This window comes from Avibacterium sp. 21-586 (assembly GCF_026226775.1).
Classification (GTDB): Bacteria; Pseudomonadota; Gammaproteobacteria; order Enterobacterales; family Pasteurellaceae; genus Avibacterium.
Window position 1 is genome coordinate 261,961 of sequence record NZ_JAKKOD010000001.1, and the last position, 14,450, is coordinate 276,410.

Below are 14,450 nucleotides of genomic sequence, written 5' to 3' on the forward strand. Positions count from 1 at the left end.
CCTTAGGCTCGTTTCTTGAATAATTGATAGCGAATTTTGTACATAAAGGCACTGTTCCAACTATTGAGCACAATCCCTAAGGCTAAAAAAGCAACATTTATCACGGGCATTAAAATGCTGGCATCTAATTTACCTGCAGCACCGGCAGATTTGAATGAGCTTTGTAGCAAAAAGTAAATTAAATACAGCAAAAGTGCGGGTAAAATTTTGGCAAATCTTCCTTGACGTGGGTTCACTCGGCTCAATGGTACGGCAATTAATGCCATAATCGGCACGGCAAGAATTAAGGTAATACGCCAATGAAGTTCTGTTTTGCCTGCAGGCGTGGCGCTATTTAGCAGTTGGCTTAACGGCAAAGTTTCTGCATCATCGCGATCATTTTCTGTCGATTTATAACCTAAATAGGCTTGATATTGATCGAAATTGGTAATTCTAAAATCAGGCAACATTGCACTGCCTTCAATGCGTTGGCTATGGACGAGATTTAGCACCTGATCACCATTTGGTAAAGCTGTGAGTTTACCCGAGTCAGCTACAATTACAGAAGGTTTTTCGTTTTTCTTATTTTGCATTTGAAAAACGTATACACCTTGAATGGTGTTATTTTGAATTTTATCGATAAAGAATACTAAATCACTGCTATTAGCAGAAATAAATTGCCCAGCGGTGAGTGCCCCCATTGTGGGATTTGCCTTTGCATCTTTAACGATTTGGCTTTGCTTTTGCAACGCCCAAGGGGATAAAACTAACGCATTGTAAGCGGCTAGTCCTGCCGTGGCTAAAGATAAAATTAACGCCACTTTTACCAATAAACGTTGCCCTACACCGCAAGCGCGCATTACCGTAATTTCACTTTCCGCATAAAGACGCCCAAAAGTGAGTAAAAGCGCAATGAATAAACATAATGGCAACATTAATTGAGCCATTGTAGGCATACCTAAACCTAATAAGGAAAAAACAAGGTCTGCAGGGATTTTCCCATTAGCGGCGGAGCCGAGTACACGTACAAGTTGCTGACTGAAAAAAATGAGAAGTAAAATGAGCAGGATAGCCGTTTGGCTTTTTACTACTTCTTTCGTTAAATATCTTGTTAAAATCACCGTTATTGCCTATGTTATTTTGCTTGCAATTTTGTAGAAGTCATTTCAAATTTAATAGCGTATAATAACCCATTTTTTAATATAAGGCAGTAAATTAGTGAGGAACAAATGAAATATACTGTAAAAAGCACCGCACTTTCTGCGGTAACAGGTAATGTCATCGTTGGCGTATTTGAAGAAGGAAAACTTTCTCTCGCCGCACAGACTCTTGATCAATTAAGCCAAGGGGCAATTAGTCAACTTATTAGGACTGGCGATATCAAAGGCAAACAAGGGGAAATGGTTACTTTACGTTTACCTAATGCGAATTTAGAGCGCGTTTTTGTCGTGGGCTGCGGTAAACAAGGTGTGCTTAATGTTCGCCAATATAAACAATTAATCAAAAACACGATTCAAGCCGTAAAAGCGACCAATGCAGAGCAAGTGTATAACTTTTTAACGGAAGTTCAAATCAGCGATCGAGATCTTTATTGGAATATCAGATTTGCTGTTGAAAGCGTTGCAGAAAGTTTTTATCAATTCGATCACTTCAAAAGCAAAAAATCAGACCAGCATTCTGCCTTGCAAGAAATGGTGTTTGTGGTTGATTCAGCACAGCAAACAGAAGCAGAGACAGCAGTTCAACAAGGTCAAGCCATTGGACTTGGCGTACGTTGTGCGAAAGACGTAGCAAATTGCCCACCAAATGTGTGTAATCCGGCGTATTTAGCAGAACAAGCGAAAAAACTGATCGAAAAATCACCGCACTTTAAAGTAAGCGTACTTGGCGAAAAAGAAATGGCAGAGCTTGGAATGAATGCTTACCTTGCGGTTTCACAAGGCAGTCAAAACGAAGCGCAGCTTTCTATCATTGAATATCGCAATCACCCAAATCCGCAAGCAAAACCGATTGTTTTAGTGGGGAAAGGTTTAACCTTTGACGCTGGTGGGATTTCGTTAAAGCCAGCAGCAAGTATGGATGAAATGAAGTATGATATGGGGGGAGCTGCTTCCGTTTATGGCGTGATGAATGCACTTGCTGAATTAGGGCTACCACTAAATGTAATTGGTGTTTTAGCTGGCTGTGAAAATTTGCCAGATGGCAATGCGTATCGTCCAGGTGATATTCTAACCACAATGAGTGGTTTAACGGTAGAAGTACTGAATACTGATGCGGAAGGACGCTTAGTATTATGTGATACACTGACTTATGTGGAACGTTTTGATCCTGAGTTAGTCATTGATGTTGCTACGTTAACCGGTGCTTGTGTGGTTGCATTAGGACAACATAACAGTGGCTTAATGTCACCAAGTGATGCTTTAGCTAACCAGTTATTGTCTGCCGCGAAGCATAGTGCTGATAACGCTTGGCGTTTGCCATTAGGCGAAGAATATCAAGAGCAATTAAAATCGCGGTTTGCTGATTTTGCTAATGTAGGAGGACGTGATGGTGGTGCTATAACGGCAGGAGTATTTTTATCCAATTTCACTAAAAAATACGAATGGGCTCACTTGGATATAGCAGGTACTGCCTGGTTGCAAGGCGCAAATAAAGGGGCAACAGGACGACCTGTCAGTTTGCTTACTCAATTTCTGATTGATCAGGTAAAATAAGTTTAGGTAAGAGCGAGCATTTAGCTCGCTTTTTAGTTTAGTCAATATGTTCAAGCACAAGCTTTGCCATCATTGCAATATGCGCAGGTTCTGCGTTAAGTGCAGGGATATATTGGAACGATTTTCCGCCGTTATGCAGGAAAATGTCGCGGTTTTCTACTTCAATTTCTTCCAACGTTTCTAAGCAATCGGCAGAAAAACCGGGGCAGATGACGGCGACTTTTTCAATGCCTTGGTGTTTTGTGGCATTTTGTAAAAAATGATCTGTATAAGGCTGTAGCCATTCTTCACGACCGAAACGAGATTGAAAGCAAAGTTGCCATTGGTTTTCTTTTAATCCTAGGCGATCTACCACGGCAATGGTGGTTTGTTTGCAATGTTCGCGATAATAATCCCCTTCTTGCTCATAGCGTAGTGGAATGCCGTGGAAGGAAAAGAGCAAAAATTCATCAGGTTTCATTTTGGCCTTAATGGATTGTGCCAGCGCATCAATATATTGCTCATCAAGATGATAAGAATGGATAAACTCAAACGGCACAAGGCCGCGAATGGATTTTAATGCTTGGGCAAAGCAATCCAATACTGCTGCCGTTGTGGTGCTGCTATATTGTGGATAAAGCGGTAGTACAATGATTTTATCCACTTGATGTTTGAGTAAATTTTCTACCGCACTTTGCATTGAAGGATTGCCATAAGTCATCCCCATTTCCACGAGGGCGTTAATGCCTTGTTGATCGAAATAGTGCTGTAATTTCTGCTGTTGCTGTTTCGAAATTACCAATAATGGTGATCCTTGTTGTGTCCAAACACTGCGGTAGGTTTCTGCCACACGTCTGGAACGGCGAGGCAAAATCACGCACTTTAATAGTGGCCACCATTGCCAGCGGGGAAGATCTACCACGCGTGGTTCGGTGAGAAACTGCCACAAATAGCGTGAAAGGGCTTTAGGTTCAGGGGCGTCTGGCGTGCCTAGATTGGCAAGAATGACGCCGATTTTTTGTTTGTTCATTGATTCACCACGCTTAATGTGAGTTTTGCAAAGCAACATAGTTTATCGGCTTGATCTTTAATGTCAATTTGCCAAAATTGGGTAGTTTTGCCTAAGCGAATAGGGGTGGCTCTGGCGGTTACCATACCTTCACGCACGGGGCGAAGGTGGCTGGCGTTAATCTCTAATCCAACCACCGCTTGCTTTCCTTCCACGCAACAAAATCCTGCCATTGATCCAACAGTTTCGGCTAACGCCGCAGAAATTCCGCCGTGTAAAAAGCCCATTGGCTGGATGGTGCGCTGATCAACGGGCATTGTGGCTTCTAGCCAATCGTCCCCTTGAGCGCTAAATTGAATGCCTAAATGGGCCACGGCACAATGTGCATTCAATTGATTAAGTTGTTCTAAAGTAAAGTGTTTTTTCCAAATTTTCATTATTTTAGTCAAGTAAGGTTAATAGGGCTTGCACTGGGTGCTTTGGTTGCCATTTTGCAAAACGTTTCACTTGGCTGCGGCAAGAATAGCCTGTGGCAAGGCAATAATCAGGATTTTTGCCTGCCAGTTTTTTCTCCCACGAACTGGCATAAATCGATTTCGACATTTCAAGATGTTGTGTTTCGTGGCCGAATGTGCCAGCCATTCCGCAGCAGCCCACGGTTTCCACTTGTAATGGTTGTCCAAAGGCAGCAAAGATTTCTTGCCATTCTTTAGGACTATTTGGCAACCCTGTGGATTCAGTACAGTGAGGGAATAAATGCCATTGTTGTTCTTCTGGTAAAGAGCGGTGATTTTTTTGTGAATTTTTTATTCCCTGTGTGAATTGCTCAGAATGGAGTTGATTTTTTAGCCATTGATGGGCGGTAAGCACTTGGAAATTGCCACGTTCCGCACCTAAAATTTCACGATATTCATCACGGTAAGAAAGCACAATAGCAGGATCGACACCCACTAAAGGAATGCCTAACTTCGCCATTCGATTTAAAAACGCTGCTTGATTTTTCGCCGTTTTGGCAAAACGAGTGAGAAACCCTTTGATATGCTGTGCTTTACCATTAGGTTTGAATGGCAACAAAATTGGTCGATAGCCGAGTTTTTGTGTTAGCGCCACAAAATCCGCCACCACTTTAGCATCATAATAAGACGTGAAAGGATCTTGTACGATAAGCAGCATATTTTGCTTTTCTGTTTCACTTAAGTTTTCTAGCTGTTCTAAACGCAAACCTTGATAATTAAGGGCGACTAATTGCTGTTGCAAATTGGGTTGGCTTAATAAAGGCAAATCCACCATTCCTAAGGCTTTTTGTGCCAGCGGTTGGGCGATTTTGGCCGCAGTAAAAAAGTTAAAAAATTTCGGCGCTTTTGCCATATAAGGGGCAACCAGTTCCACATTTGACACCACATAATCTTTGATTGGGCGAGCATAACGTTGGTGATAAAAATGCAAGAATTTGGCACGGAAGCTTGGCACATCAATTTTTATCGGGCATTGGCTTGCACAGGCTTTGCACGAAAGACAGGTATCCATCGCAGCTTTCACTTCGTGAGAAAAATCATATTCGCCACGCGCTTTTTGCAGGCTGTGGCGAATTTTAGCCACAAAATCGCTGAGTTTCATTTGGCTTTGGCGAAAATCTAATTGATCGGCAGAAATATTTTGATTAGCCAGTAAACGCAGCCATTCACGCACCATCGCAGCACGTCCTTTCGGTGAGAATAGGCGATTTTTACTCACTTTCATTGACGGACACATTGTACTGTTTACATCAAAATTAAAACATAAGCCATTGCCGTTGCAGTTGATTGCGCCAGAAAATTCTGCTTTCATTTGGATTGGAATTTGGCGATCTTGATCTGCGCGCATTGGCGATAGGATAGAGTAAAGCGCTTGTTTGCTGTCAAGTGCGGTACAAATTTTGCCCGGATTTAGGCGATTTTGCGGATCGAATAGGGTTTTGATGTAACGCAGTTCTTGCCATAACTCGGGCGTGAAAAAGGTTTCGCCATATTGTGAGCGCATTCCTTTGCCGTGTTCCCCCCAAATCAGTCCACCATATTTATGGGTCAGCGCTGCTACTTGATCGGAAATTTCTTTGAACAGTTTCACTTGTTCTTTGTCGCATAAATCAAGGGCAGGGCGAACGTGTAGCACGCCAGCATCAACGTGGCCGAACATTCCGTATTCTAAGTGATGAGCATCGAGCAGGGCACGAAATTCACTGATATAATCGGCCAGGTGTTCAGGTGGTACGCAGGTGTCTTCCACAAAAGGAATGGGTTTTGCTGAACCTTTAGCATTACCCAGCAAGCCTACGGCTTTTTTACGCATTGCATAAATACGCTCAATGGAAGGCAAGTCGCTGCAAACTTGATAGCCAATAATATCATCTTGATTTTGCACAATTTTCTCATCAAGCTGGGCACAAAGTTGTGCCACTTGTTTTTCAATCAGGGCTTTGCTGTTGCCAGCATATTCCACAATATTCAAGCCTAGAATTGGGTTTTCTTGATCTTCAGTAAGCAGATCGCTCACGGAGTGCCAAATGATGTCTTGTTTGGCAAGGTTTAGCACTTTGCTGTCCACCGTTTCCACTGAAATGGCATTGGCTTTGAGCATAAAAGGTGCGTTACGCAATGCGGCATTAAAAGAGCGGTACTTTATATTAATTAATGTGCGATATTGGGGGATTGGCGTGAGATCTAACGTCGCTTCACAAATAAAGGCGAGTGAGCCTTCCGAACCGGTTAAAATGCGAGATAGATTAAATTCTGATTCATTTTTATTAAACACATTTTTGAGATCGTAACCGGTTAAAAAACGATTAAGCTGTGGTAAATCTCGCAAGATTTCAGGACGTTTTTGCTGGCAACGCTGGAAAATTTCTTGATGCAAATGACGGCTGCGCTGAGAAAGCGGTTGTTGCTCTAACGATTGCTCAAAATCTGCGGTTTTTAGCGTGTGGGTATCAATCACTTCGCCATCGATTAATACCGCACGCAGACCTAAAACGTGATCGGAAGTTTTGCCATAACGCAATGAACCTTGCCCTGACGCATCGGTGTTGATCATTCCCCCTAGAGTCGCGCGGTTGCTGGTGGATAATTCAGGCGAGAAAAACAGCCCATAAGGTTTCAAAAATTGATTCAGTTGATCTTTTACCACCCCTGCTTGCACTTTTACCCAACGCTCTTGTACATTGAGCTCAAGAATTTTCGTCATATAACGAGAAAGATCCACAATAATATTGTTATTTAAGGCTTGCCCATTAGTGCCTGTGCCACCACCGCGCGGGGTAAAGGTGAGTGAAAGGTATTTTTCCTTCTGTGCTAATCTAGTGAGACGCACCACATCTGCCGTATCTTTAGGGAATAAAATGGCCTGTGGTAGTTGCTGATAAACACTGTTATCCGTTGCAAGACTTAAACGATCCGCATAGCTTGAAGCAATATCGCCCGTAAAATGTTGGCGCTTTAATTCATTGATATAATTTGAAACTAAAGGGGATAATTGTGGGATATCAGTTAATGAAGGTAGCATAATCAACTCTATAATTTATTCGCCGATAATTGATTGTAAGACGAGGGCGATTCTAGCATATTCTATTAAAAACACACAGGTGCAATTTTGTGTAGATTTATCATATTCGAGACTGAAGCAAAAAAACGTTCAAAAAAACACACAATCAAATGGAGCGTTTACGCCTTAAAATTAGAGCTAAAAGGATTTGTCTGTCTAAATTATAACCTAACAGGCTAAAAATCGTTTGATTTTCTTTTTTATCAGGTCGATAATATAAGCACTTAAAGTTGAGGTTAAATTAGAAATCTGAATAGGTTCTAGCCTTTCTTTAAGTCTTAGAACAAAAAGGTTATTTCCTTTTTAGGTTATTTAACTGACATTTTTTTTATAAAAAAGTTTTGTTTTTTTATAAAAAGCGTTTAAGATCAGAGAATACACTTAAATGGTGTTTTAGGTTTTTTTAGTTTCTTAACTAAATTAACGCTCATTTTTAATTTAATGATGACTAAATATAGAGGATCATCCAAATGAAAAAAACTGCAATCGCATTAGCTATCGCTGGTTTAACTGTTGCTTCAATCGCACAAGCTGCTCCACAAGCAGATACTTTCTATGCTGGTGCTAAAGCTGGTTGGGCATCTTTCCACGATGGTTTGAACCAATTTGAAAATCAACAAAATGCTATCGGTACATTACGTAATTCTGTAACTTACGGTGTATTTGGTGGTTACCAAATCACTGACAATTTCGCTGTTGAGTTAGGTTATGATGACTTCGGTCGCGCTAAACTTCGTGGAGCTGGCAAAACAGTTGCTAAACATACTAACCATGGTGCACACTTAAGCTTAAAAGCAAGCTACCCAATTGCTGAAGGTTTAGATATTTATGGGCGTGTTGGTGCAGCGTTAATTCGTTCTGACTACAAAACTGTTGGTGATTTTGCCGCACAAGCTTATTACCATGAACACAGCTTAAAAGTATCTCCAGTATTTGCTGGTGGTTTAGAATATAACTTACCATCAATGCCAGAATTAGCATTACGTGTTGAATATCAATGGGTTAATGGTGTTGGTCGTTTAGAAAATAATGGTCATCGTGTTGACTATACCCCAAGCATTGGTGCTGTAACTGCTGGTTTATCTTACCGTTTTGGGCAAGGTGTTCCATTTGTAGCGCCTAAAGAAGTTTCTAAAACTTTCGCATTAAGTTCTGATGTAACTTTCGCATTTGGTAAATCTAACTTACGTCCAGAAGCACAAAATACATTAGATGGTATCTACGGTGAAATTGCACAATTAAAATCTGCAAACGTTGCGGTAGCAGGCTATACTGACCGTATCGGTTCAGAAGCTGCTAACTTAAAATTATCACAACGCCGTGCAGAAACCGTTGCTAATTACTTAGTATCTAAAGGTGTTTCTCAAAACGCTATCTCTGCAACTGGTTACGGTGAAGCAAACCCAGTAACTGGCGTTAAATGTGATGCTGTTAAAGGTCGTAAAGCGTTGATCGCTTGTTTAGCAGACGATCGTCGTGTAGAAATCGCTGTTAAAGGTCAAGAATAATTTTATTCGTGATTTAAACCTTTAAGAAAAAGACCTAAACGTAAGTTTAGGTCTTTTGTTATTTATACTTAATAACTTTTATTTGATAGGTGAAGAATGAAAAAGTGGATTATTGCAATTATTATCGCTGTGATTGCAGGATTTATGCTAATCACAAGTTACAATGGTTTAGTACAAGCTGAAGAAAAAATTGATTCTGTATGGGCAAATGTTGAATCTCAATACCAACGTCGCGCTGACCTTATTCCAAATATTGTAAATACGGTAAAAGGTCAGGCTAACTTTGAGAAAGAAACCTTAACAGGCGTGATGGAGGCGCGTGCAAAGGCAAGCCAAACTAAAATTGATCCGAGCAATATGACAGAAGAACAGCTTGCACAATTCCAACAGCAACAAAATTCTGTGGGATCTGCATTATCTCGTTTATTGGTTACGGTAGAAAAATACCCTGATCTTAAGGCGCACGAAGGCTTTATGAATTTACAAGCACAATTAGAAGGTACTGAAAATCGTATTAATGTGGCACGTGATAAATTTAATGAAGCTGCACGTGAATATAACCAAAAAATTCGTCAATTCCCAACTAAGTTTGCCGCAATGATTTTTGGCTTTAAAGAAAAGCCTTATTTTAAATCATTGGCTGGTTCAGAAAATGCACCAGTGGTGAGTTTTAACTAAAAGAGCGGTGAAAAATGGGATTATTTTCCAGACTTCCTTTTGATAAAAAAGCAATCGAGGCGGCAATCGTTCGCCTCGAACAACAAAGTTCAGCAGAATTACGGGTGTATATTGAACGTCATATACCTAAATATCAAAACTCAAATTCCAGCCTTACTCGGGCGTTGTCTGTTTTTGAGCAATTGGAAATGCATCAGACCCAAGCTCGAAATGGTATCTTGATCTACATTGCTTATAAAGATCAGCAATGTGCGATCGTCGGGGATGAAGGGATTGATCAATATGTTACAACTGATTTTTGGCAGCAACAATGTGTGGAAATGACAGGCTATTTTAAACAAGGCATTTATACGCAAGGTGTGGTTAAAATTATTGAAAATATGACGAAATTACTGGCAAAACATTTCCCAATTCAACCAAATGATATTAATGAATTGGATAATGAGGTGATTATTAATGATTAAGTTGCTAAAAAGTGCGGTGATTTTTTTCAGTATTTTTTTCTCGATAAATAGTTATGCCGTTAATTTTCCTGCACTACCAAATCCATTTCATTATGTCAATGATTACACGGCAACCTTAACCCCTTCAGAGAGGCAATTACTTGAAAATAAACTGATTACCTATTCTAAAGAAACCAGCTCGCAAATTGCGGTGGTATTAATACCAAGTACGGATAATTACGATATTGCACAATATAGCTTTGAGTTAGGCGATAAATGGGGAATTGGGCGTAAACAGCTTAATAATGGCGTATTGATGCTGATTGCGGTGAAAGATCGTAAAATCTTTATTGCTACAGGTCAGGGGCTTGAAGGCGCATTGCCAGATGCTTTTCTTGCTCAAATTATCCGTAATGTGATTACACCAGCCTTTAAACAAGGACGCTATATGCTAGGCATTGATCGTGGATTGGATTACATTATTGCCGCAAGCAAAGGAGAATATGACGCAGCTCAAACGGAAGATGATGATTGGACACAATATATTCCAATCATAATGATCAGTATTTTTGTTTTATTTGTGCTGTTTGGTGAGTTAAGTTGGCGCAGAACGCCTTATATCAGCCCGACCAATAATCACAATGGACAAATTTTTCGCCAACCAACTGTTCGTAGACGCAGTAGCGGTGGATTTAGTGGTGGTTTTGGCTCAGGCGGCTTTGGTGGCGGTTCTGGCGGAGGCTTTGGCGGTGGTGGCTTCGGTGGCGGTGGTGCTGGCGGAAGTTGGTAATACCTGATTATTTTACTCGGGTTATTGGTATCTCGAGCCCCTTATGCTACAATCTGCCCACTTAATTCAAAACGAGGATAATTATGGAAACCTTAGAACGTATTAAAAAACAAATTGCTGAAAACCCTATTCTTATTTATATGAAAGGCTCACCAAAATTTCCTTCTTGCGGATTTTCAGCAAGAGCGGTGGAAGCCTTAATGAATTGTAAAGTACCTTTTGGCTATGTGGATATTTTGCAAAATCCAGATATTCGGGCAGAACTCCCAGCCTATGCAAATTGGCCAACTTTCCCACAATTATGGGTTGAAGGTGAGTTAATAGGTGGTTGTGATATTATTTTAGAAATGTATCAACAAGGTGAATTACAAACCTTATTAAGTGATGTTGCGGCAAATCATCCACAACAATAAATAAAAAACCTGACAACGTAGTCAGGTTTTTATTAGTTGCGCATTGCATTTTTCATAATGCGATCTTTGGCGACTTTCCATTCTCGATCTTTAATATCATCACGTTTATCGTGTTGTTTTTTCCCTTTCGCGACACCAATTTTGATTTTTGCCCAAGGGCCTTTCCAATAAAGAGAAAGGGCAACAATGGTAAAGCCATCACGGTTTGCTTTGCCGAAGAGTGAAGCTAATTCTCGTTGTTTTAACAATAACTTACGCGTACGCGTTGGATCGCACACAATATGCGTTGAAGCCACGTTTAACGGTTGTATGGTTGCACCGAATAAATAGGCTTCGCCATTTTTGAAAATAATATAACTGTCGCTAATATTGGCTTTGCCCGCACGCATTGATTTTACTTCCCAGCCTTGCAAGGAAAGCCCTGCTTCAATTTCATCTTCAATAAAATATTCGTGTCTAGCACGTTTATTTAAGGCAATGGTATTTGATGTTTGTTTTGGTTTTTTCTTGGTCATTTTAATTAATTTATTCTGATAAAATTACCGCACATTCTACCCAATCTAGCGAAAAATCGCAAAAGCACTTGCGTTGCAAAGCGATCTTTATAACAATGAAGCATTAATTTTTGCATTGAGTAAGCATTGATGAAATATAAGAATTTACGCGATTTTTTGCAACTGTTAGAAGAACAAGGCGAATTAAAACGCATTTCGCAAGAAATCGATCCTTATTTAGAAATGACCGAAATTTCCGACCGCACTTTGCGTGCCGGTGGGCCAGCGTTATTATTTGAAAATCCAAAAGGATTTGCGATGCCCGTGCTGTGCAATTTATTTGGCACGGCAAAGCGCGTGGCGCTTGGAATGGGGCAGAATGATGTGTCCGCCTTGCGTGAAGTGGGGAAGCTGCTTGCCTTTCTAAAAGAGCCAGAACCGCCAAAAGGATTTAAGGATTTATGGTCAACCTTGCCACAATATAAACAAGTGCTAAATATGCCGGCGAAAGTGCTAAGCAAAGCACCTTGTCAGGATATTGTACTCAATGGTGATGACGTGGATTTATACCGCTTGCCGATTATGCAATGTTGGAAAGATGACATCGCACCGCTTATCACTTGGGGGCTAACCATTACCAAAGGGCCGAACAAAAAACGGCAAAATTTGGGGATTTACCGCCAACAGTTGATCGGTAAAAATAAATTGATTATGCGTTGGCTCTCGCACCGTGGGGGCGCATTAGATTTTCAAGAATGGAAAGAACAATATCCTGATAAACCTTTTCCTGTTTCTGTCGCATTAGGCGCGGATCCCGCAACAATTTTGGCGGCTGTAACGCCTGTGCCTGATAGCCTTTCTGAATATGCTTTTGCAGGATTGCTGCGTGGCAACAAAACGGAAGTGGTGAAATCGGTGAGTAATGATCTTGATGTGCCAGCCAGTGCAGAGATCGTATTGGAGGGGTATATTGATCCAAATGAAACTGCGCTTGAAGGGCCCTATGGCGATCACACAGGCTATTACAATGAGCAAGAGTATTTTCCCGTGTTTACCGTCACCCACATTACAATGCGACAAAACCCGATTTATCATTCCACTTATACAGGGCGACCACCTGATGAACCAGCAATTTTGGGCGAAGCGCTAAACGAAGTGTTTATCCCGATTTTACAAAAGCAATTCCCTGAAATTGTGGATTTTTATTTACCGCCAGAGGGTTGCTCTTATCGTCTTGCGGTGGTTACGATGAAAAAACAATATGCTGGCCACGCCAAGCGTGTAATGATGGGGGTTTGGTCTTTCTTACGCCAATTTATGTATACCAAATTTGTTATCGTGTGTGATGAGGATATTAACGCGAGAGATTGGAAAGACGTGATCTGGGCGATCACCACGCGTAGCGATCCGGCACGGGATTGCACTATTGTAGAAAACACGCCGATTGATTATTTGGATTTTGCCTCACCTATTGCTGGGCTAGGTTCTAAAATGGGCATTGATGCCACCAATAAATGGCCAGGTGAAACTAACCGAGAATGGGGCGTTCCGATTAAGAAAGATCCTGAAGTAGTCAAACGCGTGGACGAAATTTGGGATAGCTTAGAGATTTTAGCTAAATTTGGTTAAAAGTGCGGTGATTTTTACCGTATATTTTTTAATTTTACTTAGGAAAGCATTATGAATAGACAATTTTTACCATTATTTGAACCTTATCGTTTCAACAATAATGTTGAAATAAAAAATCGTTTAGTGGTTGCACCAATGACCCATTTTGCCTCAAACCCTGATGGCACATTGAGTGAGCAAGAACGCCAATTTTTGCAACATCGTGCACAGGATATGGGAATGTTTATCACGGCTGCAACATTGATATCTGAAAATGGTAAAGCATTTCACGGTCAGCCTGAAGCAACGAAAGAAGCTCAGCTTGAGAGTCTTTCACAAACCGCTGAACTACTAAAAAAACAAGGTAGCAAAGCCATTTTACAACTTCATCACGGTGGCAAACTAGCATTAAGTGAGCTATTAAATGGCAAAGACAAGGTTGCCCCTTCTGATGATCCCGAAACAGGTGCAAGAGCATTAACGGAAGTAGAAATTAAAGGCATTATTGAGGATTTTGCACAAGCTACCGATCTAGCTATTAGAGCCGGTTTTGATGGAGTAGAAATTCACGGTGCAAATGGCTATTTATTGCAACAATTCTTTTCATCACAAAGTAATCGCAGGACGGATCAGTGGGGGGGAGATTTGGCTAACCGCTTACGCTTTCCATTAGCGGTGGTTGATGCAGTGGATGCTGTTCGTGCAAAACATCAGCGTCCCGAGTTTATTATTGGTTACCGTTTATCACCAGAAGAGCCAGGAGAGAACGGTATCACAATGACGGAGACATTAGCGTTTGTTGAGGCATTAGCACAAAAAACATTGCAGTATTTACATATTTCTTTATGGGATTTTTACAAGAAAGTACGCCGAGGAAGCGATTCTGAGATAACTCGTTTAGCGTTGATTCATCAACAATTAAATGGGCGTCTACCCTTAATTGGGGTAGGCAATTTATTTACTGCGGAACAATTATTAGCCGCCTTAGATACAGGCTGGGTGGAATTTGTTGCTGTGGGTAAATCGGTAATGATCAACCCAACTTTAGCAACCCTAATCAAAGAAGGAAAAACACAAGAAATTATCACCGCACTTGATCCTGAAAAAACGGATCATTACCAGATTCCAGATACGTTGTGGAGATTATGTGTGCAGGGGGGAGCTTGGTTACCGCCAGTAAAAGGGAAGGATTGGCAACCTATCGATCTCTAAGTATTGATTGAAGAAAAATAGCAAGGCGTTGCCTTGCTATTTTTTAT

At 40.9% G+C, this 14,450-nt stretch carries 13 protein-coding genes; 8 read left to right on the forward strand and 5 right to left on the reverse strand.

Going from position 1 to position 14,450, the window contains the following annotated elements:
- Positions 1 to 2 precede the first annotated feature (2 nt).
- Positions 3 to 1,100, reverse strand: a complete 1,098-nt coding sequence (lptF, locus tag L5B71_RS01240; RefSeq protein ID WP_265756497.1) for an LPS export ABC transporter permease LptF — start codon at positions 1,098 to 1,100, stop codon at positions 3 to 5.
- 108 nt (positions 1,101 to 1,208) lie between these two features.
- On the opposite strand from lptF, the gene L5B71_RS01245 reads away from it, so the two are divergent.
- Positions 1,209 to 2,693, forward strand: a complete 1,485-nt coding sequence (locus L5B71_RS01245; protein ID WP_265756498.1) for a leucyl aminopeptidase — start codon at positions 1,209 to 1,211, stop codon at positions 2,691 to 2,693.
- Between the two features lie 37 nt (positions 2,694 to 2,730).
- Here the strand turns inward: L5B71_RS01245 and hemH are convergent, their stop codons facing one another.
- Genes hemH through ydiJ form a run of 3 tightly spaced genes read right to left on the reverse strand, consistent with a single transcriptional unit; the run spans position 2,731 to position 7,218 of the window.
- On the reverse strand, positions 2,731 to 3,702 hold the full coding sequence (gene hemH / locus L5B71_RS01250; protein ID WP_265756499.1) for a ferrochelatase: 972 nt from the start codon (positions 3,700 to 3,702) through the stop codon (positions 2,731 to 2,733).
- Positions 3,699 to 4,118 carry a hotdog fold thioesterase gene (locus L5B71_RS01255; protein ID WP_265756500.1) on the reverse strand — a complete coding sequence of 140 codons (420 nt, stop codon included), beginning with the start codon at positions 4,116 to 4,118 and terminating at the stop codon, positions 3,699 to 3,701. Before L5B71_RS01255 ends, hemH begins: the two co-directional genes overlap by 4 nt.
- A 4-nt stretch (positions 4,119 to 4,122) precedes the next feature.
- Positions 4,123 to 7,218, reverse strand: coding sequence for a D-2-hydroxyglutarate dehydrogenase YdiJ (gene ydiJ, locus L5B71_RS01260; protein ID WP_265756501.1), 3,096 nt, complete (start codon positions 7,216 to 7,218; stop codon positions 4,123 to 4,125).
- A gap of 509 nt (positions 7,219 to 7,727) precedes the next feature.
- Between ydiJ and ompA the strand changes: the two genes are divergently transcribed.
- From ompA to grxD, 5 genes are all read left to right on the forward strand, one after another.
- The gene (ompA, locus tag L5B71_RS01265; RefSeq protein WP_265756502.1) at positions 7,728 to 8,765 is read left to right on the forward strand and encodes a porin OmpA; all 1,038 of its coding nucleotides are present in this window, start codon (positions 7,728 to 7,730) and stop codon (positions 8,763 to 8,765) included.
- A gap of 96 nt (positions 8,766 to 8,861) precedes the next feature.
- On the forward strand, positions 8,862 to 9,443 hold the full coding sequence (locus L5B71_RS01270) for a LemA family protein (RefSeq protein WP_265756503.1): 582 nt from the start codon (positions 8,862 to 8,864) through the stop codon (positions 9,441 to 9,443).
- A 14-nt stretch (positions 9,444 to 9,457) separates the two neighbouring features.
- Positions 9,458 to 9,907: a TPM domain-containing protein gene (locus L5B71_RS01275; RefSeq protein ID WP_265756505.1), complete on the forward strand. Its 450-nt coding sequence runs from the start codon at positions 9,458 to 9,460 to the stop codon at positions 9,905 to 9,907.
- Entirely contained in the window at positions 9,900 to 10,676 is a 777-nt protein-coding gene (locus L5B71_RS01280) for a TPM domain-containing protein (protein WP_265756506.1), read from the forward strand. Before L5B71_RS01275 ends, L5B71_RS01280 begins: the two co-directional genes overlap by 8 nt.
- An 83-nt stretch (positions 10,677 to 10,759) precedes the next feature.
- A complete protein-coding gene (gene grxD, locus L5B71_RS01285) occupies positions 10,760 to 11,089 on the forward strand; it encodes a Grx4 family monothiol glutaredoxin (protein WP_265756507.1) in 330 nt (109 codons plus the stop codon).
- 32 nt (positions 11,090 to 11,121) lie between these two features.
- Here the strand turns inward: grxD and smpB are convergent, their stop codons facing one another.
- The gene (smpB, locus tag L5B71_RS01290; RefSeq protein ID WP_265756508.1) at positions 11,122 to 11,604 is read right to left on the reverse strand and encodes an SsrA-binding protein SmpB; all 483 of its coding nucleotides are present in this window, start codon (positions 11,602 to 11,604) and stop codon (positions 11,122 to 11,124) included.
- Between the two features lie 129 nt (positions 11,605 to 11,733).
- On the opposite strand from smpB, the gene ubiD reads away from it, so the two are divergent.
- On the forward strand, positions 11,734 to 13,212 hold the full coding sequence (gene ubiD / locus L5B71_RS01295) for a 4-hydroxy-3-polyprenylbenzoate decarboxylase (protein ID WP_265756509.1): 1,479 nt from the start codon (positions 11,734 to 11,736) through the stop codon (positions 13,210 to 13,212).
- Between the two features lie 51 nt (positions 13,213 to 13,263).
- Complete coding sequence (locus L5B71_RS01300; protein WP_265756510.1) at positions 13,264 to 14,403, forward strand: NADH-dependent flavin oxidoreductase; 1,140 nt, start codon at positions 13,264 to 13,266, stop codon at positions 14,401 to 14,403.
- Positions 14,404 to 14,450: the final 47 nt, after the last annotated feature.

What these genes read in the sequence shown, in the direction of transcription:
- L5B71_RS01245 (WP_265756498.1), top strand. Translation starts at nt 1,209, where the DNA reads ATGAAATATACTGTAAAAAGCACCGCACTTTCTGCGGTAACAGGTAAT.
- hemH (WP_265756499.1), bottom strand. Translation starts at nt 3,702, where the DNA reads ATGAACAAACAAAAAATCGGCGTCATTCTTGCCAATCTAGGCACGCCA.
- L5B71_RS01255 (WP_265756500.1), bottom strand. Translation starts at nt 4,118, where the DNA reads ATGAAAATTTGGAAAAAACACTTTACTTTAGAACAACTTAATCAATTG.
- ydiJ (WP_265756501.1), bottom strand. Translation starts at nt 7,218, where the DNA reads ATGCTACCTTCATTAACTGATATCCCACAATTATCCCCTTTAGTTTCA.
- ompA (WP_265756502.1), top strand. Translation starts at nt 7,728, where the DNA reads ATGAAAAAAACTGCAATCGCATTAGCTATCGCTGGTTTAACTGTTGCT.
- L5B71_RS01270 (WP_265756503.1), top strand. Translation starts at nt 8,862, where the DNA reads ATGAAAAAGTGGATTATTGCAATTATTATCGCTGTGATTGCAGGATTT.
- L5B71_RS01275 (WP_265756505.1), top strand. Translation starts at nt 9,458, where the DNA reads ATGGGATTATTTTCCAGACTTCCTTTTGATAAAAAAGCAATCGAGGCG.
- L5B71_RS01280 (WP_265756506.1), top strand. Translation starts at nt 9,900, where the DNA reads ATGATTAAGTTGCTAAAAAGTGCGGTGATTTTTTTCAGTATTTTTTTC.
- grxD (WP_265756507.1), top strand. Translation starts at nt 10,760, where the DNA reads ATGGAAACCTTAGAACGTATTAAAAAACAAATTGCTGAAAACCCTATT.
- smpB (WP_265756508.1), bottom strand. Translation starts at nt 11,604, where the DNA reads ATGACCAAGAAAAAACCAAAACAAACATCAAATACCATTGCCTTAAAT.
- ubiD (WP_265756509.1), top strand. Translation starts at nt 11,734, where the DNA reads ATGAAATATAAGAATTTACGCGATTTTTTGCAACTGTTAGAAGAACAA.
- L5B71_RS01300 (WP_265756510.1), top strand. Translation starts at nt 13,264, where the DNA reads ATGAATAGACAATTTTTACCATTATTTGAACCTTATCGTTTCAACAAT.